This is a genomic window from Amycolatopsis jiangsuensis (genome assembly GCF_014204865.1).
Classification (GTDB): Bacteria; Actinomycetota; Actinomycetes; order Mycobacteriales; family Pseudonocardiaceae; genus Amycolatopsis; species Amycolatopsis jiangsuensis.
In genome coordinates, this window is record NZ_JACHMG010000001.1 from 4,322,212 (window position 1) to 4,343,654 (window position 21,443).

The 21,443-nt window shown below is 70.7% G+C and carries 20 protein-coding genes; 10 read left to right on the top strand and 10 right to left on the bottom strand.

Translation table 11 applies throughout. The annotated features are described in order from the left end of the window. Positions 1–118: 118 nt before the first annotated feature. A complete protein-coding gene (locus tag BJY18_RS19095; RefSeq protein ID WP_184781266.1) occupies positions 119–1,027 on the bottom strand; it encodes a hypothetical protein in 909 nt (302 codons plus the stop codon). Between the two features lie 9 nt (positions 1,028–1,036). After that, positions 1,037–1,984, bottom strand: a complete 948-nt coding sequence (locus BJY18_RS19100) for a MerR family transcriptional regulator (protein WP_312873894.1) — start codon at positions 1,982–1,984, stop codon at positions 1,037–1,039. 208 nt (positions 1,985–2,192) lie between these two features. Here BJY18_RS19100 and BJY18_RS19105 point away from each other — a divergent pair, with 208 nt between their 5' ends. Beyond that, on the top strand, positions 2,193–2,495 hold the full coding sequence (locus BJY18_RS19105; protein WP_184781267.1) for a WhiB family transcriptional regulator: 303 nt from the start codon (positions 2,193–2,195) through the stop codon (positions 2,493–2,495). Between the two features lie 174 nt (positions 2,496–2,669). On the opposite strand, the gene groL is transcribed toward BJY18_RS19105, so the two are convergent. Further along, complete coding sequence (gene groL, locus BJY18_RS19110; RefSeq protein WP_184781268.1) at positions 2,670–4,280, bottom strand: chaperonin GroEL; 1,611 nt, start codon at positions 4,278–4,280, stop codon at positions 2,670–2,672. A 98-nt stretch (positions 4,281–4,378) separates the two neighbouring features. After that, entirely contained in the window at positions 4,379–4,672 is a 294-nt protein-coding gene (gene groES / locus BJY18_RS19115) for a co-chaperone GroES (RefSeq protein ID WP_009072407.1), read from the bottom strand. 285 nt (positions 4,673–4,957) lie between these two features. Between groES and BJY18_RS19120 the strand changes: the two genes are divergently transcribed. After that, complete coding sequence (locus tag BJY18_RS19120; RefSeq protein ID WP_184781269.1) at positions 4,958–6,880, top strand: N-acetylmuramoyl-L-alanine amidase; 1,923 nt, start codon at positions 4,958–4,960, stop codon at positions 6,878–6,880. A 186-nt stretch (positions 6,881–7,066) separates the two neighbouring features. Then, positions 7,067–8,227 carry a non-hydrolyzing UDP-N-acetylglucosamine 2-epimerase gene (wecB, locus tag BJY18_RS19125; protein ID WP_184784713.1) on the top strand — a complete coding sequence of 387 codons (1,161 nt, stop codon included), beginning with the start codon at positions 7,067–7,069 and terminating at the stop codon, positions 8,225–8,227. A 37-nt stretch (positions 8,228–8,264) separates the two neighbouring features. On the opposite strand, the gene tsaD is transcribed toward wecB, so the two are convergent. The 3 genes from tsaD to tsaB are packed head-to-tail and all read right to left on the bottom strand — an operon-like array spanning position 8,265 to position 10,455. Continuing rightward, positions 8,265–9,311, bottom strand: coding sequence for a tRNA (adenosine(37)-N6)-threonylcarbamoyltransferase complex transferase subunit TsaD (gene tsaD, locus BJY18_RS19130; protein WP_184781270.1), 1,047 nt, complete (start codon positions 9,309–9,311; stop codon positions 8,265–8,267). Continuing rightward, positions 9,311–9,793, bottom strand: coding sequence for a ribosomal protein S18-alanine N-acetyltransferase (gene rimI, locus BJY18_RS19135; RefSeq protein WP_184781271.1), 483 nt, complete (start codon positions 9,791–9,793; stop codon positions 9,311–9,313). Before rimI ends, tsaD begins: the two co-directional genes overlap by 1 nt. Then, positions 9,790–10,455 (bottom strand): tRNA (adenosine(37)-N6)-threonylcarbamoyltransferase complex dimerization subunit type 1 TsaB, encoded by a 666-nt coding sequence (gene tsaB, locus BJY18_RS19140; protein ID WP_184781272.1) that lies wholly within the window; start codon positions 10,453–10,455, stop codon positions 9,790–9,792. The genes rimI and tsaB overlap by 4 nt, the downstream gene beginning before the upstream one ends. A gap of 243 nt (positions 10,456–10,698) precedes the next feature. Between tsaB and BJY18_RS19145 the strand changes: the two genes are divergently transcribed. The 7 genes from BJY18_RS19145 to BJY18_RS19175 all read left to right on the top strand — a co-directional run bounded on the left by BJY18_RS19145 (position 10,699) and on the right by BJY18_RS19175 (position 18,596). Then, entirely contained in the window at positions 10,699–11,208 is a 510-nt protein-coding gene (locus BJY18_RS19145) for a hypothetical protein (RefSeq protein WP_184781273.1), read from the top strand. Between the two features lie 4 nt (positions 11,209–11,212). Further along, entirely contained in the window at positions 11,213–11,815 is a 603-nt protein-coding gene (locus BJY18_RS19150) for a DUF3558 domain-containing protein (RefSeq protein WP_184781274.1), read from the top strand. Continuing rightward, positions 11,815–13,167, top strand: a complete 1,353-nt coding sequence (locus tag BJY18_RS19155) for a hypothetical protein (protein WP_221457828.1) — start codon at positions 11,815–11,817, stop codon at positions 13,165–13,167. The genes BJY18_RS19150 and BJY18_RS19155 overlap by 1 nt, the downstream gene beginning before the upstream one ends. Before the next feature lie 2 nt (positions 13,168–13,169). Beyond that, positions 13,170–13,916, top strand: a complete 747-nt coding sequence (locus BJY18_RS19160; protein ID WP_184781276.1) for an ESX secretion-associated protein EspG — start codon at positions 13,170–13,172, stop codon at positions 13,914–13,916. 89 nt (positions 13,917–14,005) lie between these two features. Further along, on the top strand, positions 14,006–15,427 hold the full coding sequence (locus tag BJY18_RS19165) for an acyl-CoA synthetase (protein WP_184784714.1): 1,422 nt from the start codon (positions 14,006–14,008) through the stop codon (positions 15,425–15,427). Then, positions 15,424–16,737 (top strand): carboxyl transferase domain-containing protein, encoded by a 1,314-nt coding sequence (locus BJY18_RS19170; protein ID WP_184781277.1) that lies wholly within the window; start codon positions 15,424–15,426, stop codon positions 16,735–16,737. The genes BJY18_RS19165 and BJY18_RS19170 overlap by 4 nt, the downstream gene beginning before the upstream one ends. Positions 16,738–17,228: 491 nt before the next feature. Next, complete coding sequence (locus BJY18_RS19175) at positions 17,229–18,596, top strand: MFS transporter (protein ID WP_376774693.1); 1,368 nt, start codon at positions 17,229–17,231, stop codon at positions 18,594–18,596. A 141-nt stretch (positions 18,597–18,737) separates the two neighbouring features. Here BJY18_RS19175 and tsaE read toward each other — a convergent pair whose 3' ends face one another. From tsaE to alr, 3 genes are read right to left on the bottom strand one after another with little or no spacing between them, the layout of a single operon-like run. Further along, a complete protein-coding gene (gene tsaE, locus BJY18_RS19180) occupies positions 18,738–19,208 on the bottom strand; it encodes a tRNA (adenosine(37)-N6)-threonylcarbamoyltransferase complex ATPase subunit type 1 TsaE (protein WP_446680347.1) in 471 nt (156 codons plus the stop codon). After that, positions 19,196–20,284 (bottom strand): alpha/beta fold hydrolase, encoded by a 1,089-nt coding sequence (locus BJY18_RS19185; RefSeq protein ID WP_184781279.1) that lies wholly within the window; start codon positions 20,282–20,284, stop codon positions 19,196–19,198. The genes tsaE and BJY18_RS19185 overlap by 13 nt, the downstream gene beginning before the upstream one ends. Further along, a complete protein-coding gene (gene alr, locus BJY18_RS19190) occupies positions 20,281–21,399 on the bottom strand; it encodes an alanine racemase (RefSeq protein ID WP_184781280.1) in 1,119 nt (372 codons plus the stop codon). The genes BJY18_RS19185 and alr overlap by 4 nt, the downstream gene beginning before the upstream one ends. Positions 21,400–21,443 lie beyond the last annotated feature (44 nt).

Genomic DNA, 21,443 nt, shown 5'->3' on the forward strand with positions numbered 1-21,443 from the left:
TGCAGCCGGGTGACATTCCACTTCCCCTATCGGACGCTTTAGCTCGAACCTTGACACGATCCGGTGGCTTTTTTTGAAGTTTCTTAGCCCGGATGCCGGAACCCCCTTTCGGACGGGCTCACCCGGCTTCCGCCGGGACCCACGGGGAGGCCCGTGCGATCTGCATCACGCAAGGATCAGCTTGCTGTAACACTGGGTGCAACACTTGCTGGCTCCTGAATCGATACTCCTCGGCGTGTCCGGCATCCAGATCCGCGGCCACCCTCGTGGCCACCCAAGAAAGTGAATGAAGTTCGTATTTTTCGGTCTCCTCGACGGCCGTGACGACGAGATCGAGCGCGCCGGGTTCACCCGCGGCGGACAACGCCACCCCGAGCACGATCGCGGATTTCACCGCATGCCGGCGCGCACCGCGGGCGCGCGCGATTTCGAGCGCCCGCCGAGCCGGCGCGACGGCGGCCGCCGCCTGCCCGTCGGCGAGCTCGATCTCGGCGGCGACCCACCCGCACCGCACCGCGGCCCGCCACCGCCGATCCACCCGGGCGGCCCGGACGGCCAGCCGCCGAGCCGCATCGATCCGCCCGAGCGCCAGATTGTCGGCCGCCAGCCCGAGCAACGCATCGGCCCGCGCACCGACGAGATCGAGCCCGTCGGCGTCGGCGGCATCCGACCCGGCAATGCCCGGCTCAGAACCGCCGAAACCGCCGGAGCCGCCCGAACCCTCCGCGAATCCCGCGGTCAGCAGTGCCGCTCCGTCCAGTTTCCGGGCCGCTGTGTGGCCGCCGAGTTGCCGGCGGTGCGAGGCGAGGGTGCTCGCGGCCAGGGAGGCCACCACCGGATCACGCTCACGTCGCAGACGGTCGAGGACGGTGGTCGCGGCCGCGTAGTGACCGTGCGCGCCCAGGACGATCGCGGCCAGCAGGCGGTGCCTCGGTGTGCTCTCCGGACGGACGCCGAATGGCCGCCGAAGGTCGTCGGCAGCAGGCGGGTCGCCGAAGGCGAGGGTGGTCAGGGTCGCTTCGTCCACCCGACCTTTCTAGCGCGGACCACCGACAAGAACGTGTTCGACGCGGTCGGTGGCGGCAGGCAGGTCGGGCAGCAGTTCGACCTTCACCGGCAACGCGGCCGCGTCCCAGCCGGGGCCGCAGGCGAACAGGCGGCTGCGTTGGCGGCCGCGGGACACTCGTGCAAACAGGCGTGGGTCGGCGACGGCACGGCGACGAGCCCACAGCACGACGGCAGCCGGCGCGCTCCTGCGTACAGTCACCGCGAGCACCTCCGCGGGTAGCGGTACGCCGAACAGATGCGTACCGACCCTTCGCCCCGCCAATGCGGCCGACAGTGCGTACATCGGCATCGTGTCGCGCTCTTCGGGTACGCACGCGAGCAACACCGGACGCTGGTTACGCGGCTCGTTGAGGACCGGTGTCGCGCGCACTAAGGCTGCGTACACGCACTCCGCCAGCAGGTACTCCACTTCGGCGCCCGCGTGCACCCCACGCCACCGCGCGCCGAGCGCGCTGAGCACCGGGTCGATCACCCCGGACCACGCCGCCAGCACGCCGAGTTCGTGGACGGCGTCGGCGAGCATCCGCTGCACCGCGCCGACGTCCATCGCCAACGCTGCTGTACTCAGCCGGCGCGCGAGCCGTGACGGGACTTCACCGTCGTCCGACGGTGGGGCCGGCCGCGCGACTGCGGCCGGTTCCGGCACCACAGGCGCGGCTTCGACCCGCGGCATCTGCTCCAACGCGTACCGCGCCGCTTCGGCAGTGGACGCGCCACGAAGCAAGGCGCGCTGCATCAGTTCGAGACGGCCGACGTCGGAGCTGCCGTAGCGACGATGCCGGCCGTCGGTGTGCAGGCTGGGGCCGAGACCGTAGCGGCGGTCCCAGGTTCGCAGAGTGGACGGGGCAACCCCGAGCCGGCGGGCGACCGAGGCCACCGGCAGGGTGGGTTCTCCTTCGCTCGATCCGGATCCCACCCGGCCAATATCCAGGCCACCCGCGGTCGCGGCAACCCGAGCCAAAAGCCCAGCTCACACATCCGGGGGATGCCTAACGGCTGAATCGCCGCCGATCTATTGAACAACTATTGGCGCGCTTCTAACGTTACCGCCGTTGCACCGAATGGAGTATCGGCACCACAGCAGAGCAGCTAATGGCATCGACCGGATGACGGAGGCGGTCAGGATGGCAGACACGCGCAGGCTCCCCGGCCCCAATGCGGACATGTGGGACTGGCAGCTGGAGGGGTCGTGCCGGGGGATGGACAGCGCGTCCTTCTTCCACCCCGACGGAGAGCGCGGGCCGGCGAGGGCACGGCGTGAGGCGAGGGCGAAGGCGATCTGCCTGTCCTGCCCGGTGCTGGACCTGTGCCGCAACCACGCCCTCGCCGTACACGAGCCCTACGGCATCTGGGGCGGCCTCTCCGAATCGGAGCGGGAGAACCTCATCCGGCAGGACAAACGCGCGCTGACCATGGCGCACAGCTGATTCCTCGGCCCGGCGCGGAAGGGGCGGTGTCCACATCGGACGCCGCCCTTCGCCGTCTCCGGGCCACACCGCGACGGAAGCGTCGCTTCTGGGCGGGGATCGTGGACGCCACCGCGAAAAACAGCCGGGGCGGCACCCCGCGAAGGGAGTGCCGCCCCGGCTGGTGCGAAACCGTCAGTGCGCGTGCCCGTGACCGGCTTCGGGCTCCTCCTCGGCAGGCGTCTCGACCACGGAGCTCTCCGTGGTGAGCACGAGCCGGGCGATGGAGGCCGCGTTGGCGACGGCCGAGCGGGTCACCTTGACCGGGTCGACGATGCCGGCCGCGATCAGGTCGGTGAGCTCGCCGGTGGCGGCGTTGAAGCCGTGCCCCCAGCTCTGCTCCTGGACCTTGTTCACCACGACCGCGCCCTCGTGGCCCGCGTTGCTCGCGATCCAGAACAGCGGGGCGGTGAGCGCGTCGCGGACGATGGCCACGCCGGTGGCCTCGTCGCCGGTGCGGCCGAGGCCGCCTTCGAGTTCCTTGACCGCGTGCACCAGCGCCGAACCACCGCCGGGCAGGATGCCCTCCTCGACGGCCGCCTTGGTGGAGGCCACGGCGTCCTCGATGCGGTGCTTGCGCTCGTTCAGCTCGGTCTCGGTGGCCGCGCCGACCTTGATCACGGCCACGCCGCCGCCGAGCTTCGCGAGCCGCTCCTGCAGCTTCTCGCGGTCCCAGTCGGAGTCGGTGGTCTCGATCTCCTTGCGGATCTGCGCGGTCCGGCCGGCGATGGCGTCCTTGGTGCCCGCGCCGTCGACGATCGTGGTGTCGTCCTTCGTGACCACGATGCGGCGGGCCCGGCCGAGCGAGCCGAGGTCGACCTCGGACAGCTTGCGGCCGATCTCGGCGGAGATGACCTCACCACCGGTGACCACGGCGAGGTCGTCCAGGAACGCCTTGCGGCGGTCGCCGAAGAACGGCGCCTTGACCGCGACCGCGGTGATCGTCTTGCGCAGCGAGTTCACCACGAGGGTGGACAGCGCCTCGCCGTCCACGTCCTCCGCGATGATCAGCAACGGCTTCTTGGCCTCGACGACCTTCTCCAGCAGCGGGAGCAGGTCGGCCAGCGCCGAGATCTTCTCGCGGTACAGCAGGACGTAGGCGTCCTCGAGGGTCGAGCGCTGCTCTTCGGGGTTGGTGGCGAAGTGCGCCGACAGGAAACCCTTGTCGAACTGCACGCCCTCGGTGATCACCAGGTCGGTCGCCAGCGTGGACGACTCCTCGATGGTGATCACGCCGTCCTCGCCCACCCGCTCGACGGCCTCGCCGAGCAGCTGGCCGATCGTGGCGTCGCGCGAGGTCACGGTGCCGACCTGGGCGATGTTGTCACGGCCCTTGACCGGGGTGGCCTTGGCCTTGAGCACCTCGACGACCTTCTCCGCAGCCGCCTCGATGCCCAGCCCGACCGCGGTCGGGTTGGCGCCGGCGGCGACGTTGCGGAGACCGTGCTTCACCAGCGACTGCGCCAGCACCGTGGCGGTGGTGGTGCCGTCCCCGGCGACGTCGTTGGTCTTGGTGGCGACGTTCTTGGCCAGCTGCGCGCCGAGGTTCTCGAACGGGTCGTCGAGCTCGACCTCGCGGGCGACGGTGACGCCGTCGAGGGTGATCGTCGGGCCGCCGAACTTCTTGTCGAGGACGACGTGCCGGCCGCGCGGGCCGAGGGTGACCTTCACCGCGTCGGCGAGCTTGTTCACCCCGCGCTCGAGCGCGCGACGAGCGTCCTCGTCGAAACTGATCTGCTTGGGCATAGCGTTTACCGCTTACCTTTCGGAGTCTTTCGAACGCAAGAACGCCCCGTCCCCCGGCTTGAGCGGGGCCCGGGGCGTCATTGCGCTGCGAGCGAACGTCAGTTGATGACGGCCAGCACGTCGCGGGCGGAGAGGATCAGGTAGTCCTCACCGTTGTACTTGACCTCGGTACCGCCGTACTTGGAGTAGATGACGACGTCGCCCACGGCCACGTCGAGCGGCACGCGGTTGCCCTTGTCGTCGATCCGGCCCGGGCCCACGGCCAGAACCTTGCCCTCCTGGGGCTTCTCCTTGGCGGTGTCGGGGATGACGAGGCCGGAAGCGGTCGTCTCCTCGGCCTCGCTCGTCTGGACAACGATCTTGTCCTCGAGCGGCTTGATGTTCACGCTCACCGGGTTGACCTCCACGGTCGTCGAAAGCGTCGGCATGATGACTTACGGCTCATACCACCCCCGCCGTCGCGGGTGCCGGGGCGTGTCCGGGCCGTGCAATTAGCACTCTAGCCACGGGAGTGCCAGCTTCGCAAGGAGGGTCCGTTCGACGGGGTGAAACCTTACCGGTAAGCGCCTGACCGGCGGCGGGGCCGCTCGGGCTCATCGCGCCGGCCGGGGCTTACCCACCGGGGCGGTTGCGGTTAGATTCCTACCGAACGGCATCCGATCCTGGGGGTTCCCGCCATGTCGCGTCCGGTTTCGCAGCTTCCCCGGTGGTTGGCCGCCGCCGGGGCTTCAGTGGTGCTCGCGGGAAGCCTGGCCGCTCCCGCGCACGCGGGCCCGTCCTCGCGGCAGCAGGAGTTCGGCTCCGCGGCCGCGGAGTTCGGCGTACCGCTGAACGTGCTGCTCGGCGTGTCCTACCTGGAGTCCCGCTGGGACTCCCACGCGGGTACGCCGAGCACGTCCGCCGGGTATGGCCCGATGCACCTCACCGACCTGCGCGCGGCCGGCGGGCTCGGCAGCGAGTTCGACAGCGGCGAAGATCCGCGCGGTGACGACGCCCGTCCCGCGCTGCACCCGGTGGCCGCCAAGCCCACCGCTCCCCCGCCGGGTCTGCAGACCGTCGACGAGGCTGCCGCGCTGTTGCACACCGACGCGGCGAAGCTGCGTACGGACGCCGCAGAGAACATCCGCGGTGGCGCGGCGCTGCTCGCGCGCTATCAGCAGCAGCTCGGCGTGCACAGTGCCGACGCGAAGGACTGGTACGGAGCCGTCGCGCGGTACAGCGGATCTGAGGACGCGACGGCTGCCCGTACGTTCGCCGACGAGGTCTTCGACATGATCAGCAAAGGCATGTCCCGCATCACGGACGACGGCCAGACCGTCACGCTGACGGCCGCGTCGGCCGGCACGCCTGACCGGTCGCAGGTCGCACGGCTGGGGTTGCGCGCCGACGCACCGGCCGGCGCGGAATGCCCGAAGTCGGTGGCGTGCGAATCCGTGCCCGCGCCGTACCAGGAAAACCCCGACGGCAGCTATGGCAACCACGACCTCGCGGACCGCCCGCGGAGCCAGAAGATCGACTACATCGTCATCCACGACACCGAAACCAGCTGGGACGCGGCGCTGAAGCTGGCGCAGGACCCCACCTACCTCGCCTGGCACTACACCGTGCGTTCGTCCGACGGCCGGATCGCCCAGCACGTGCCGACGAAGGACGTCGGCTGGCACGCGGGAAACTGGTACGTGAACTCGAAGTCGATCGGCGTCGAGCACGAGGGCTTCGGCGCGAAGGGGACCTGGTACACCGAGGCGATGTACCGGTCGTCGGCCAAGCTCGTCGGCTACCTCGCCCGGCGTTACGGGATCCCGCTCGACCGCGCGCACATCATCGGCCACGACAACGTGCCCGGCACGACCCCGTCGACCATCGCGGGCATGCACTGGGACCCGGGCCCCTACTGGGACTGGGCGCACTACTTCGACCTGCTCGGCGCCCCGCTGCGGCCGACCGGGCGTCCGGGCTCGGGGCTGGTCACCATCGCGCCCTCGTTCGAGCGCAACCAGCTCACCTTCACCGGCTGCGACGAGATCGGCTCCGGAAACCCTTGTGCTGCCACGAGTTCCGAGGCCGTCGTCCTGCACACCGCGCCGAGCGACACCGCGCCGCTGCTGAACGACGCCGGACTGCACGGCACCGATCCGTCCACAATGGATGTGTCCGATGTGGGCAGCCGGATGGCGACCGGCCAGAAGTACGCGGTCGCCGGCACCCAGGGTGACTGGACCGCGGTCTGGTACCTCGGCCAGAAGGGCTGGTTCCACAACCCGCGCACCGCACCCACCGCGTTGCCCGCCGGCGGCATGGTGGCCACGCCGAAGCCTGGCCGGGCGAGCGTGCCGGTCTACGGCCGCGCGTACCCGGAGGCGTCGGCCTACCCGTCGAACGTGCCGGCGCAGGACCTCGAGCCGATGCCGTACACGCTGGCGGCCGGCCAGAAGTACGCGGTGGGCGGAGTGGTCGGCTCGGAGTACTTCTCCGCCACCACCTTCGACCCCGCGGACCATGTCGTGGTGCGCGGCACGACGAAGTACGTGGAGATCCAGTTCGGCCACCGGGTCGAGTACGTCAACCTGGACGACGTGCAGTTGCGCCCGGCGCTCTGACACCGCCCCGCCGACGCCGCTCGCGTCCGTGCGGTCGGTGTCGGCGGCCGTGACGTGGGTATCCCCGCGTCGACCTCGGCTGTGGATCACGGTGCCGCTCGGTGATCGCGGCTCACCCGCGCAGACCTGACCGGCACCACCCAGCCGGCAGCCCGGTCGTCCGGGACACTCGAAAGGGTGAAAGTGGTGGACGTGATGTTGCTGGCCGGGACCCGGCCGGAGGCGGTCAAGCTGGCGCCGCTGGCCAAGGCGCTGGACGCGCGCCCCGGGTTGCGGCCGCTGTTCGTGCACAGCGGGCAGCACCCGGACATGGTCGAGCAGGCGCTGGCGCCGTTCGAGCGCGCCGTGGACGGCTGGCTGGAAATACCGCCGCGGGTGTCCGGCACGCAGGCGGAGCTGATGTCCGGGATGCTGCCCGCACTCGATGAAGCGTTGCGGCGGTACGCACCTGGCGCCGTCGTCGTGCAGGGTGACACAGCCACCGCGCTGGCCGGCGCGCTCACTGCGTTCTGGCTCGGCATTCCCGTGGTGCACCTGGAGGCCGGGCTTCGCACGCACGATCTGACCTCCCCGTTCCCGGAGGAGGGCACGCGGCAGATGATCTCCCGGATCGCCGCGCTGCACCTGACCCCGGGACCGGCCGCGGCCGCGAAGCTGCGTGCCGAGGGCATCCCGGCCGAGCGAATCGTGGTCAGCGGCAACACCGTGGTCGACGCGGTGCTCGCCATCGCCGCCCGCGACCTGCCCGCCCGCGATCCGGCGCTGGCGTTGCTGGAGATGGGGATCGCCGAGGCTGGCGAGCAGCTGATGCTGGTCACCTCGCATCGCCGCGAGTCCTGGGGCGAGCCGCTGTCCCACACGCTGGCCGCGGTGCGCCGGATCGTCGACGCGCACCCGCGGGTCCAGGTGCTCTTCCCTGCGCACCCGAACCCGGCGGTGCGCGCACAGGTGGAAACGGCGCTGCGCGAGGTTCCCCGGGTCACCGTCACCGAGCCGCTGGAGTACCCGGACCTGGTCCGCGCGCTGCGCCTCGCGACACTCGTGCTCACCGACTCCGGCGGTGTCCAGGAGGAGGCGCCGACGTTCGGCACCCCGGTCCTCATCCTGCGCGACACGACGGAACGCCCGGAGGCGGTGGCGGCGGGCTGTGCCTGGCTGGTGGGCACGGACGCGGACCTGATCACCAGCACCGCCGGACGAGTGCTGTCCGGGGAACTCCACGCGGCGACCTCCGCGAACCCTTACGGCGACGGCTCCGCGGCCATCCGGTCGGCGGCGGCGATCGAGGCGCTGCTGGGTCTCGCGGACCCGGCTGCCACCGCGAATCTGCGGGCCACGGCCGGCTGAGCTTCGCCGCTCGCCGACGTGGTCAGAGGGACCGCCTTCAGAGGGACACTGTCTGCACCGGCAACGCCGGATTGGCGGAGAAGTCCATCGGCGTCGTCGCGCGGTCCGCTGCCACCACGTGCGCACCCAGCGCCGCGATCATCGCGCCGTTGTCCGTGCACAGGCGCGGGCGCGGCACCCGCAGTTCGATACCCGCCTCGGCACAGCGTTCCGCGGCCAGTTCGGACAGCCGGGAGTTCGCGGCCACGCCGCCGGAGATCACCAGGGTGCCGATGCCCTGTTCACGGGCGGCGCGGATCGCCTTGGCGGTGAGCACGTCCGCGACCGCCTCCTGGAAGGACGCGGCCACGTCGTTCACCGGGACGTCGGCGCCCGTGCGCTCGGCGTTCTCCACCCAGCGCGCGACCGCCGTTTTCAAGCCGGAGAAGGAGAAGTCGAACTTCGCGTCCCGTGGGCCGGTCATCCCGCGCGGGAACGCGATCGCCGAGGAGTTGCCCTGTTTGGCCGCCTTGTCGATCGGTGGACCGCCGGGATAAGGCAGGTCCAGCACGCGGGCCACCTTGTCGTACGCCTCGCCCGCCGCATCGTCCACAGTGGAGCCGAGTTCGGTGATCCGGGACGCGATGTCGTCGACCCGCAGCAGTTGCGTGTGCCCGCCGGACACCAGCAGCGCGAGCACCGGCGAGGGCAGCGGCCCGTGTTGCAGGGTGTCCACCGCGATGTGCCCGGCGAGGTGGTTCACGCCGTACAGCGGCACGCCCAGGGCCGAGGCGTACGCCTTCGCCGCCGAAACACCCACCAGCAACGCTCCGGCAAGACCGGGACCCGCGGTGACCGCGATGGCGTCCACATCGGACAGCTTCAGCCCGGCAGTGCCGAACGCCCGCTCCGCGGTGGGCACCATGGCCTCCAGATGCGCCCGGCTGGCCACCTCCGGCACCACGCCGCCGAAGCGCGCGTGCTGGTCGACGCTCGACGCGACCTCGTCCGCGAGCAGCTCCACCGCACCGTCGTCGTGCAGCCGGACGAGGCCGACACCGGTCTCGTCACAGGAACTTTCGATGCCCATGATGACGCGGGACATCAGCGGGCCACCTCGTCTCGTGCCGGGGCCTGCGCGGGGCGGGCCATGGTGAACGCGTCGGCCCCGGAAGGCTGGTAGTACCGCTTCCGGATGCCGAGCTTCTGGAAGCCGTGCGCCTCGTACAGGCGCACAGCGGGGTCGTTGTCGGTGCGCACCTCGAGGAACACCTGCGCGCTCACCTCGTCGGCCTGCGTCAACAACGCACGCAGCAGCGCCTTGCCGATGCCCTGCCCCTGCGCGTGCGGAACCACGCCGATGGTGTGCACCTCCGCCTCGTAGTCGCCGCGGCGGCCGACTACGGCCAGCCCGGCGTAGCCCAGCAGCTCCGCGCCGTCGTCCGAACGCGCGGCCACGTAGTAGTAGCCCTGATCGAGTTCGGACTGGAACGCGCGGCTGCTCCACGGGTCATCGCCGGGGAAGAGGACCTTCTCGATCTCCGCGCACTTCGCGACGTCGGCGGGGCGCAGTTGATCCAGCTTCACGGCGCGGTCACCCGCTTGCGCGCAGTGGGTTCCACAGCGTCCGGACGGCGCAGGTACAGCGGCGTCAGCGGCTCTGGCTCCGTACGCGCGAGCAGTTGTTCGCGGGCGGCTCGCACCAGGCCTGTCGGCGACGGGAAGCGCGGCTCGATCGGCACGACACCGGCAGCGTCCGCGTACTGCAGCGCGCCGTCTCCTGCCGCCACGCGGGCCTCCGCGCTCACCTCCGCAGGACGCTGTACGTGCGGGCCGTCCACGCGCACGCCTGATGCGTCGTACGCCGCCCAGTACACCTCGCGTCGCCGCGCGTCGGTGAAGACCAGGAACGGCCGGTCCGTACGCACCACGTCGGCCGCGATGGCGTCGAGGCTGCACACGGGGTACGCCGGGATGCCGAGCGCATGCGCGTACGCGGCCGCAGTCGCCATGCCCGCCCGCAGACCCGTGAACGGCCCGGGACCCACGCCGCAAACGATTGCCTCGAGGTCGCGCAGCGTGATCCCGGCGGCCTCGGCGGCAGCGAGCGCATGCGGGGCGATCAGCTCACCGTGCGCCCGCGGATCCACCGTGACCCGGTCGGCCCGGGTGACGAGTTCGGTGTCATCGACCGCGACGATCCCCGCGGTCACCGCCGGGGTCGCCGTGTCGATCGCCAGTACCAGCACGATTTCCCAGGGTAGTCCTGCGGCCGTCGGCAGCCGCCGGAAGGTCGGTATCCACAACTGTTCCGACCACCCCGGACACACCCACGCTGAGCAGGGCTTCCACACCGAGGCCCGAGGAGAAGGTCACGGTTTGCCTGACCGGGGGATTTTGCCCGCATCGGGAACCGCAACCGATTATGCTCGGTCAGAGTGCCGGCGGCCGCGAGCAGTGCAGCCGGAAGTGGGGCAAGGGGGAGCGCCGTCGTGGGCAACGACCAGTCGTCGGGTACGGACCAGTCGTCGGGTGACGAGCAGCCGCCGGATGGGCGCGCCGGGTATCTCAGCCCGGAGGAGCAAGCCCTGCGCGACCGGCAGGACAAGCAGTACAACGAGGCGATGAACACCGCCGGCACGCACATCTACCAGCGGCGCGCCGCCGAAGACGCCAAGGTCAACGCCGCTGCCGCCGGCGGCGGCTTCAAGATGGACATCGGCGCGATGAAGTCCCTGCTCCCGGACTGGCAGGACATCGCGGACGAACTTTTCAGTATGGTCCGCGATGGGCGGCAGATGAAGGGCATCTCGAAGCCTGCCGAAGACCCAGCCAGCACCATGCAAAAGCAAGCCGCCGACAGTCATGCCGATGCATATGTCGAGAGCCTCATGCAACAGCACGCGTACGCCCAGGGCTACGCGGATCAGCTGAAGCAAGCCATCGCCAAGTACGAGCAGCAAGACCAGGCGAACACTCACGGCCTCGACAAGCAAGGATGACCCGGTGACGAAAACGATCGCCCGCACCTTGACCGCCGGCATCCTGTTGCTCAGCGCAACGGCCTGCTCGTCCGAGTCCGGCACATCGAATCCGGCGACCTCGAGCAACGCACCCACGTCGCCGTCCAGCACAGGACCCAAGGTGCCGCAGGTGACCACTCCGCTCGACGTCACCAAGTACGAGCAAGACCCGTGTTCCGCGCTCACCCAAACACAAGCCACTCAGGTATTCAACGCGGCGCGAAGCAGGAAGAACGACAGTAACGTCGCACCCGCATGCGACTGGTTCGACAGCGACAACAATGGCGTCAGTCTCGGGTTTCTTCCTGGCCAGGGAGGATTGACGACCGTCTACGGAAACAGTAGCGGATCCAGCGCAGGCTACTTTGAAGCAGCGCCTGACGTCTTCGGTTATCCTGCCGCTTTTTCTGACGTTTCGGATGACCGAAAGAACGGCGCATGTCAGATTTTCGTCGGCGTCACCAGCGATGAAGCTTTCTCAGTGTCGTCGCTTCTCCGACCGAGTTCATCCTCTTACAGTGATCCGTGTTCATTGGTAACGAAAGTCGCGGAAGCCGCGGTGGCTACGATCAAGGCAGGTGCGTGATGGGGCTTTCTCCCCAAGAGATCGTCAAGCTGGTCAACGGCGGCAAGGGATCCGACGGCATGTACCAGGGCGCCACCGTCGCGACCGGCCTGTCCCAGCGGCACAGTGACATCGCCGACCGGATGGTGCAGTTGCAGGGCAAGATGGGGCAGTACTGGGAAGGCGACTCGGCCGGCCAGGCCTACGCCGGGGCCGGGCCGCTCGTTCAGGCCTCCCAGACCAGCGGGCAGCATCTGCAGCAGGCACAGAACCTCTACACCGGCCAAGGCAGTTCCTTCAACGACCTGCACGCCAAGATCCAGTCCGTCGGCGACCTCGGCGACAAGCCGGCCGACGACTGGGTCAGTGGCACCCCCTTCTCGTTCCTGTCCAACCGGTCCGACGAGATCGACGCGTGGAATCAGAAAGCCCAGGAAGTCACCGACAGTTACGAGCTCTACCACGGTCAGTCCACCGACAACTCCGGCCGGTGGAGTGATCCCTCCCAGTACGGTCAGCTGGCGCTGCCCTCGGCGGGAGGCGACTTCTCCGTCACCCAGCCAGGTGGCGGCGGGACCGCGCACCTGCCCTCCGCCTACACCCCGGGCGGGTCCGGCGGTACCGCGGACACCGGCGGCGGCCACGCGGTCGGCTACAGCGGCGGAACCGGCGACACCACCGGTTCCGGCGGCACCACCGGTTCCGGCGGCACCACCGGTTCCGGCGGCACACCTGGTTCCGGCGGCACGCACGGCGCTTCCTCGAACGGGCACAGCGGCCAGCAGCAGGGCTGGAGTGAGCCCGGAGGCGCCCCACAACCCGGCCGGATGCCTGACACGACAACGACGTCCGGTTACGTTCCGCCCGACACGACCACCACGCACAACACCTGGCACCCCACCGGCGGCGGCAACAGCTCCGGCCCCGGCGGCTTCGGGCCGGGCGGGTTCGGCGGCGGCCCAGGCGGCGCCGGTGGCTACGGTCCGGGTGGCTCCGGCGGCAGCGGCAGCGGCTCCGGTACCAGCGGGCGTGGTGGTTCCGTCACCGGCGGGCGTGGCGGCTTCGGCAGCGGCGGAAGCAACGCCGGCAACAGCGCCGGAAGCAACGCCGGCAACAGCCTCGGCCGAGGCGCGGGCACCGGAAGCGGCGCGTTCGGCAACGCCGAGTCCGCCGGCCGCGCGGGCGCGGGCGGCTCGGCCGGCGCCGGTGGCCGTGCGGGTGCGCCCGGGATGGGGGCCGGCGGGATGGGCCGCGGCGGCAAGGGCGAAGAGGACAAGGAACACAAGACTCCCGACTACCTGCTCGAGGCCGATCCCGACGACGCGCTCATCGGCAAGCTGCCCAAGGCCGCCCCGCCGGTGATCGGGCTCTGACGATGCTCGTGCTCGAACGCGAGCTGCTGCTGCCGGCCGACTGCCTGCCGCTCGCGGCGGAGCTGGCCGGCGTATCGCTTCCGGCGGCGCTGTCCCCCGACCCGGTGTGGCGGGCCCCGGAGGAGGCGCGCGGCTACCGCGACGCCGCGGTGCAGGCCATGGCCGATCAGGGCGTCTGGGCCCGCGGCGGTCCGCGCGAGGACTTCGTCCGGACCATGACGGTGCTGTGCCGCGGCACCAGCGAACTCTCCGCGACCGTCGAGGCCCGCCCCGCCCGGCGCTACCGGCTGGTGGTGGCCGCCGCCGGAACGGACGCGGTACTCGCCTGCCACGTGCCCGCCTCGGGCCGGGTGCTGGTGCGCCCGGCGCGTCCGGACGCGCTCGCCGAGGAGCTGATCGGTGAGCTGCCCAGCGTGCCGCCGGCGACCGGGCCGGGCATGTCGGTGCCGGAATCCGACCTGAAGCTGGCCGTCGACGGCGGACCGGCGCGACGCGACGTGCGGCGGGTCATGGACGTGGCCCTGCTCCCGCGCACCGGGGCCGGCCAGATCAGCGCGGCCACTCGCGACGGACTGGGCGGCCGGCGCGACGCCGGCGGCAACGTCTGCACCTACTACGACACCCAGCACGGCCGTTATCTCTTCTCGTTCAGCGAGGAACCCGGCTACGACCGCTACGTGAACGTCGCCCCTGCCCGCCCGGAAACGATGCTCACGCAGCTGCGGGCGCTGCTGGACAGCCTTCGCTGAACCACACCTGTGAATCGCGTCGCAGGTGGCTCGGGCCCCTGCGCGGTACGGTGCGATGCCAGGTGCCGCCGACGCAGGAGGTCCCCGAAGTGCCCGACTCGCTGTTCCCCGCGATCACCGCAGGCTCGGATGCGGAAGCACTCCGGTTCGGGGACCGGTCGCTGACCTACGCCGAACTGGGTGCGGTCGCCGGTGCGCTGGCCGCCGAACTGCCCGCCGGCCGGGTCGCGGTGTGGGCGACACCCACACTGCACACCAGCGTGGCCGTGGTCGCCGCGCTGCTCGCCGGAGTCCCCGCGGTGCCGCTCAACCCGAAGATCGGCGAACGCGAGCTGACGCACATCCTCGGCGACAGCACGCCCGCGCTGGTCCTCGCCGAGCCGGGTGCCGACCTGCCGGACAGGCTGGCCGGCGTGCCACGCCGCGACATCCCCCTCACCGGCGCCGGTCCCGTCCCGGACACCGAACCCGACGCCGAGACGCCGGCGCTCATCGTCTACACCTCCGGCACCACCGGCCCGCCCAAGGGCGTCGTACTCCCCCGCCGCGCGATCGCGGCCACCCTCGACGCGCTGGAGGACGCCTGGCAGTGGACCGGCGAAGACGTGCTGGTGCACGGACTTCCCCTGTTCCACGTACACGGCCTGATCCTCGGCATCCTCGGCCCGCTTCGCCGGGGCGGCTCGGTACGGCACCTCGGCCGGTTCTCCACCGAGGGCATTACGCGGGAGCTCACCTCCGGCGCCACGATGATGTTCGGCGTCCCGACGATGTACCACCGGATCGCCGAAGCCGTCGCCACCGACCACGAGCTGACGGCGGCGTTGCGCAGCGCGCGGCTGCTGGTGTCCGGCTCGGCCGCCCTGCCCGTGCACGACCACGAGCGGATCGCCGCCGCGACCGGGCAACGGGTGGTCGAGCGGTACGGGATGACCGAAACGCTGATGAACACCAGCGTGCGGGCCGACGGGGAACGCAAGCCCGGCGCGGTCGGCGTGCCGCTGGCCGGGGTGGGCCTGCGGCTCGTGGACGAGTCCGGCGCCGAGCTCGGCGAACCGGACGCGGTCGGCGAGATCCAGGTCCGCGGGCCGAACCTGTTCACCGAATACCTGAACCGGCCGGACGCGACGGCGGCCGCGCTGGACGGCGGCTGGTTCCGCACCGGCGACGTGGCCACCCGCGACGCGGACGGGTACGTCCGGATCGTCGGCCGCAAGGCCACCGACCTGATCAAGAGCGGTGGTTACAAGATCGGCGCCGGCGAGATCGAGAACGCGTTGCTGGAACACCCCGGCGTCGCCGAGGTCGCGGTCACCGGGGAACCGGACGACGACCTGGGTGAACGGATCGTGGCCTGGGTGGTGCCCGGCGGCGCCCGGCCGAGCGCCGAGGAGCTGGCCGAGCACGTGGCGAAGCTGCTCGCCCCGCACAAGCGGCCGCGCGTCGTGCGCTATCTGGAAGCCTTGCCCCGCAACGACATGGGCAAGGTCATGAAGCGGGCGCTCGGATGACCACGGCACGCGAGCTGATCGCCGGGCTGGCCGGCACGTTCACCGAACTGCCCGTGGCCGGCGGCGAGCCGGACGACCCGATCGGCTGGCCGGGTTATCCTGCGGCCCGCGCAGCCGCGGCCGAGCGCACCGGGGAGACCGAATCGGTGGTGGTCGGCGAGGCTCGGGTCGGCGACGTGCCGGCCGTGCTGATCGCGTGGGAGTTCGGCTTCCTCGGCGGTTCCGTCGGACAGCAGACCGGTGACCGGATCGAAGCCGCGTTCACCCGTGCCAGGGATCGAAACCTTCCGGTGGTGTCGCTGCTCGCGACCGGCGGCAGCCGGATGCAACACGGCATGCGGGCGCTTTCGCAGCTGCAGCGGATCGCGCGGGCGTCCGCGGCCGCGCGGGCGGACGGCGTCGCCCAGCTTTCCGTGCTGCGTAATCCGACGACCGGCGGTGGCTGGGCGACGCTCGGCGCCGGTTCCGACGTGACGCTCGGGATGCCGCTGGCCCAGGTCGGCTTCGCCGGCTCCCGCGTACGGCCGGCGACGTCGCCTTCAGCCGCCTATACCGCCGAAGCGAAACTCGAATGGGGACAGCTCGACAGCCTGGTGGAGCCGGACGAGCTCAACGAGGTGGTGACACGGTGGCTGCAGCTACTCACCTCGCGGTCAACGGAGCCCGCGCCGCCGCCGAACGCCCTTCGCGCGGCTTCGCTGCCCGAGACGGGCTGGGACGCCGTACAGGCCGCGCGCGCCTCGACGCGACCGCGCGCCGCGGAGTACCTGGACGCGTACTTCGACTGGCGAGAAGGCGTGCAAGGTGACCGCGCAGGCGGCGTCGACGCAGGCGTGCTGTGCGGCTTCGGCTGGCGTGACGGACGCGCGCTCGCCTACGCCGCACAGTGCGGCACTGCGACGCGCCCGGCCGGTTTCCGGACCGCGGCGCGTCTCGTGCGGACCGCCTCCCGGCTCGGCATACCGGTGCTGACGTTGGTGGACACTCCCGGAGCGGCGAACGACGCGGAAGCCGAGCAGGCCGGTGTGGGCCCGGCGATCGCGGAACTGTTCGAAGCGATGGCCGCCGCCACCGTGCCGATCACGTCGTTGGTGATCGGAGAGGGCGGCTCCGGCGGGGCGTTGGCGTTCGCCGCCCCGGAAGCGACGTGGATGACCCCGGACGCCTACTTCTCGGTGACGTCCCCCGAAGCGGCCGCCGCGATCCTGAAACGCCCACTGCGGGACGTGCCGGAGATTGCGGAGGGGCTACGGGTACGGCCCCAGGACCTGGTTGGCCTGGGGCTCGCCCGAGGGATCGTGCGGCCCTGAGACAGGGCCGGTTTGTGGTGCAGCGCGGGGCCTCAGGCCTCGGCGCGGACCTTCCAGTTGCGCTGGGCGTACGCGACGAGGCTTGAAGCCACAGCGACTCCCGCGGTTGCACTGCTGACGATGGCCACGAAAATTGCCGTCATTGCGGCTCCTCCTCACTGGGGTGCTTGCGCCGAGAATCGTGATCGGATCCGGGTGATCCGCACGGTGGGTGCCCGACGCTTGCCGGTTGGTAGTGCTGTCTTGTGTTCTACCTGGTACAGCGCATGAAGCGGGGATTGTGTTACCGCCGCCACCCACCACGATCGAGTGAGACGTATCACGTTATGCTCGGCGTTTGCCATGACTGGGTAACGACCATGGGGCTCCGCCGGACCGACCGGCTGGAAGGGGAGCCCCGGAGCCGGGAAAAAGCCCGGTCAGAAGGGAGCACAGTGGCAGAGGCAGCGGAGACTGGGGGGACGGCGAGCGGTTCACCGGGCGGGGTCACGGTGACCGACACCGCGACGATGCGCCGGGCTGTGGGAGCGGCCGCCGTTGGGAACATCACCGAATGGTTCGACTTCGGGGTCTACGGCTACCTCGCCACCACGATCGAGGCCCAGTTCTTCCCGCCGGACAACCACGCGCTGGCCCAGCTGGCGACGTTCGCGACGTTCGCGGTCGCGTTCCTGGTGCGCCCGCTCGGCGGCCTGTTCTTCGGCCCGCTCGGCGACCGGATCGGCCGGACCAAGGTGCTGGCCGTGACGGTCATCCTGATGGCCACCGGGACGTTCCTGATCGGGTTGATCCCGTCGTACTCCCAGATCGGCATCGCGGCCCCGATCCTGCTCGTGTGCGCGCGGGTGCTGCAGGGCTTCTCCACCGGCGGCGAGTACGCCGGGGCGATGACGTTCATCGCCGAGTACAGCCCGGACCGCAAGCGCGGCTACTTCGGCAGCTTCCTGGAGTTCGGCACCTTCGTCGGCTACGCGCTGGGTGCCACGGTCTCCTCGATCCTTCCGCTGGTGTCCAGCCCGGCCTTCATGGACTCGTGGGGCTGGCGGATCCCGTTCATGCTCGCGCTGCCGCTCGGCATCACCGGTGTCTACCTGCGGACGAAGCTCGAGGAGACGCCCGCGTTCCAGCAGCTGCTCGACGAGTCCGGCGAGCGCGAGGGCGCCGCGGCGAAGCACGTCATGCGCGACATCTTCGCGAAGTACTGGCCGGCCATGCTGCTGGCCGGCGGGCTGGTCGTCACCTGGAACGTCACCAACTACATGCTCACCGCCTACATGCCGACCTACCTCAAGGACTCCGACACGATGGACGCGAACGGCGGGCACGCCATCTCGTCCACCGCGTCGGAGTGGACGCAGATCGCGGTGCTGTGGGCGGCCGTGCTGGTCATCCCGCTGCTGGGCAAGCTGAGCGACAAGATCGGACGCAAGCCGATCCTGTGGGCCGGCGCGATCGGCCTGGTCGTGCTGGGCATCCCGATGGTGCTGCTGCTCAAGAGCGGTTCGGTGTTCGCGGTGCTGATCGGCCTGATCCTGATGGGCCTGCTGCTGATCTGCTTCTCCGCGACCTGCCCGTCGACACTGCCCGCGCTGTTCCCCACCGAGGTCCGCTACGGCAGCCTGTCGATCTCGTTCAACATCTTCGTCTCCGCGTTCGCCGGCACGGTGTCGCTGGTGATGAGCGCGCTGGTCCTGGCGACCGGGGACCTGAACTGGCCGGCGTATTACCTGATGGCAGCCGGCGCGATCGGCGTGATCACGCTCCTGAAGCTCAAGGAGACCGCCGGCAAGCCGCTGCCCGGTTCGCTGCCTTCGGCAGCCAGCGAGGCGGAAGCCCGGGAGCTGGCCGCCGGCCACTGAGTCTCCCGAAGCAGAAGCAAGCCGTGAAGGCCTCCTCCCAGGAACTGGATTCCCGGGAGGAGGCCTTCACCGCGTTCGGGGTGGCGGAACGGGGGCGCGAGAAACGCAGGGCCGGGACGCGTGGCGTCAAGGGCGTCGGGCTCAGCGGATCAGCGCGGTGAGCGAGTCCGTGCGGTCGGCCCACTCGCCGTGCGGCTCGAGGGTCGCGGTGCGGGTGTCGTCGTCCTCGCGGGACAGGCGGATCACCAGGTGGTCCTCGTTGAGGCGTTCGGCGCTGCCTTCGCCCCATTCGACGACCACTGCGGAGCTTTCCAGGTCGGTGTCCAGGTCGAGGTCGTCCAGCTGGGACAAGTCGCCACCGAGGCGGTAGGCATCCACGTGGATCAGCGGGACGCCGGTCTGCCCGGCTTCATGGACGCGCGCCAGCACGAACGTCGGTGAGCTGACCCGGCCGCCCACGCCCATGCCGTCGGCGATGCCGCGGGTCAGCGTGGTCTTTCCGGCGCCGAGGGGGCCGGCCAGCAGCACGAGATCGCCTGGGCGCAGTACCGCGCCCAGCGCGCGGCCGAACGCCATCGTGTCGTCGGGGGTCTCCAGGATCACCTTGTCCACCACCAGTTTCGCCGGTTCGGGGCCGCGCTGCCTCCGCAGCGTTGCAGCAGGTCGATGAGATGACTGTTCACCAGCTCGGGTTGTTCGAGCTGCACCATGTGGCCCGCCCCGCGCACGCGCACCAGCTCGGCGTCCGGTAGTTCGGCCGCGATCCGCTCGGCGTGCGCGAAGGGCGTGAAGCGGTCGGAATCGCCACCGATCACGAGGATCTGGGCGTGCTTCAGACCGGCCAGCGCGGCGTAGCGGTTGTGGTTGCCGAGCGTGTCGACGAAGTTCACCAGCCCGCGTACCGGCGTCACGGCCAGCATTTCCAGCATGAAGTCCACCAGCCGCGGTGAAACGTCCCGGCTGCCGAACGCGAGCCGCCGCGTCGCCTGCCGGGTGAGCTGCCCGCCCGCGGCACGCACGAACTCCACGAGCCCTGGCTGCCAGCCGGCCAGCTCGCCGACACCGCGGGTCAGCGGGTTGTACTTCGACAGCAACGGCCGCGGCAACCCGCGTGCGCCGACTTCGCCGGCCGCGGTGGCGATGAACGCGACGCCGCACACGCGCTCCTCGAAGAGCTCCGGGCGCTGCGCGGCCAGCTCCATGATCACCATGCCGCCCATGGAATGCCCCATGAGGACAATCGGCCCTTCGGGCACCAATGCCCGCAGTACGCCGTCGAGGTCGCGCGCGAGCTGCTCGATGGTCGACGTCTCGGTGGAAGCTTCTCCGGACTGGCCGTGGCTGCGATGGTCGTAGTAGACCTGCCGTACGCGCGGCAGCCGCAGCGAAGCGACGTCGCGGCGCTGAAAGTGCCACGAACGCCGAGACAGCGCGAAGCCGTGCACGCCGACGAGAGTCAGCTCAGCCGGTTCACCGTCCGAAGGGTCGATTTCCTCCGCTGAAAGCGGCGTACCGTCTTCGGCCGCGACTGTGGACGTCCGGTCCGGCTTCAGCTCCCCGAACGGCTCTTCGGCGAACGGGTCCTCCGTCGGCTTGCGCTGTTGCGCGGCGACGATTGCAGCTGTCGCGCCGGTGACCACTGCGCCGACTCCGCCGGCGACTGCCCACAGCCGCGCCGAGGGCTTCACGAGCGATCCCCCAGGTAGCGCCTGCGCACGCGCGGCCGGTACATCGACGTGACGATCTCGTAGTCGATGGTGCCGAGCTTGTCGGCCCATTCCCGCGCCGTCGGCTCGCCCGCGCCGCCCGCACCGAACAACACGACCTCGTCCCCGGCCGAAGGGGCGTCGTCGCCGCAGTCGACCACCAGCTGGTCCATGCACACCCGCCCGGCGACCGGACGGCGTCGACCGCCCAGCCACACGTCCATCCGCCCGGACAGCGACCGCGGCACGCCGTCGGCGTACCCGGTGGGCACGAGCGCCAGGGTCGTGTCCCGCGGTGCGGTCCAGGTGTGGCCGTAGGACACGGATTCCCCGGCGGGCAGCCTCTTCGCGAGCACGACGGTGGAGCGGAAGGTCATCGCCGGGCGCAGGTCGTCGCCGGTGTCCACCGGGTTGAGCCCGTACACGGCGATACCCGGGCGGACCAGCTCGAAGTGCAGGTCGGGCCGGGTGAGCAGGGCAGCGGAGTTCGCCAGGTGCCGGATGGGGTTCAGCCCGGCGGCCCGCGCGAGGTCGTAGGCCTCGGTGAACCGCTTCGCCTGCAGGTCGACCGAGGCGTGGCCGGGCTCGTCCGCGCACGCCAGATGCGACCAGACCGCCACGACCTCGACCGACGGCGCCGCGGCTGCCGCTTCGACCAGTGCGGGCCACTCGGCGGGCGGACAGCCGTTGCGGGACAGCCCGGTGTCGATCTTCAGATGCACCCGCGCGGTTTTGCCGACGCGTTCGGCTGCCTCGGCGATCCGCGTCAGCTCATCGACGGAGCTGGCGCCGAGGTCGACGTCCGCCTCGATCCCGGGGGCGAAGTCGACCTCGGGCACGTCCAGCCAGCTGAACAGCGGCGTGGTGATCCCGGCGGCACGCAGATCGAGCGCTTCGGCCAGGGAACACGTGCCGAGCCAGGTGGCGCCGGCCTCGACCGCGGCGCGGGCGACCGGCACCGCGCCGTGCCCATACGCGTCGCCCTTGACCACGGCCATCACCGCCGCACCGGAGGCACGCGCCGTCAGCAGCGAGACGTTGTGGCGCACGGCTTCGAGGTCGATCACGACCTCGGCGCGCGGGGAACTGGCAGTCATCACGACCGCCAGTTTCCCACGCCCCTCACGCTCGTCAGTGCCGA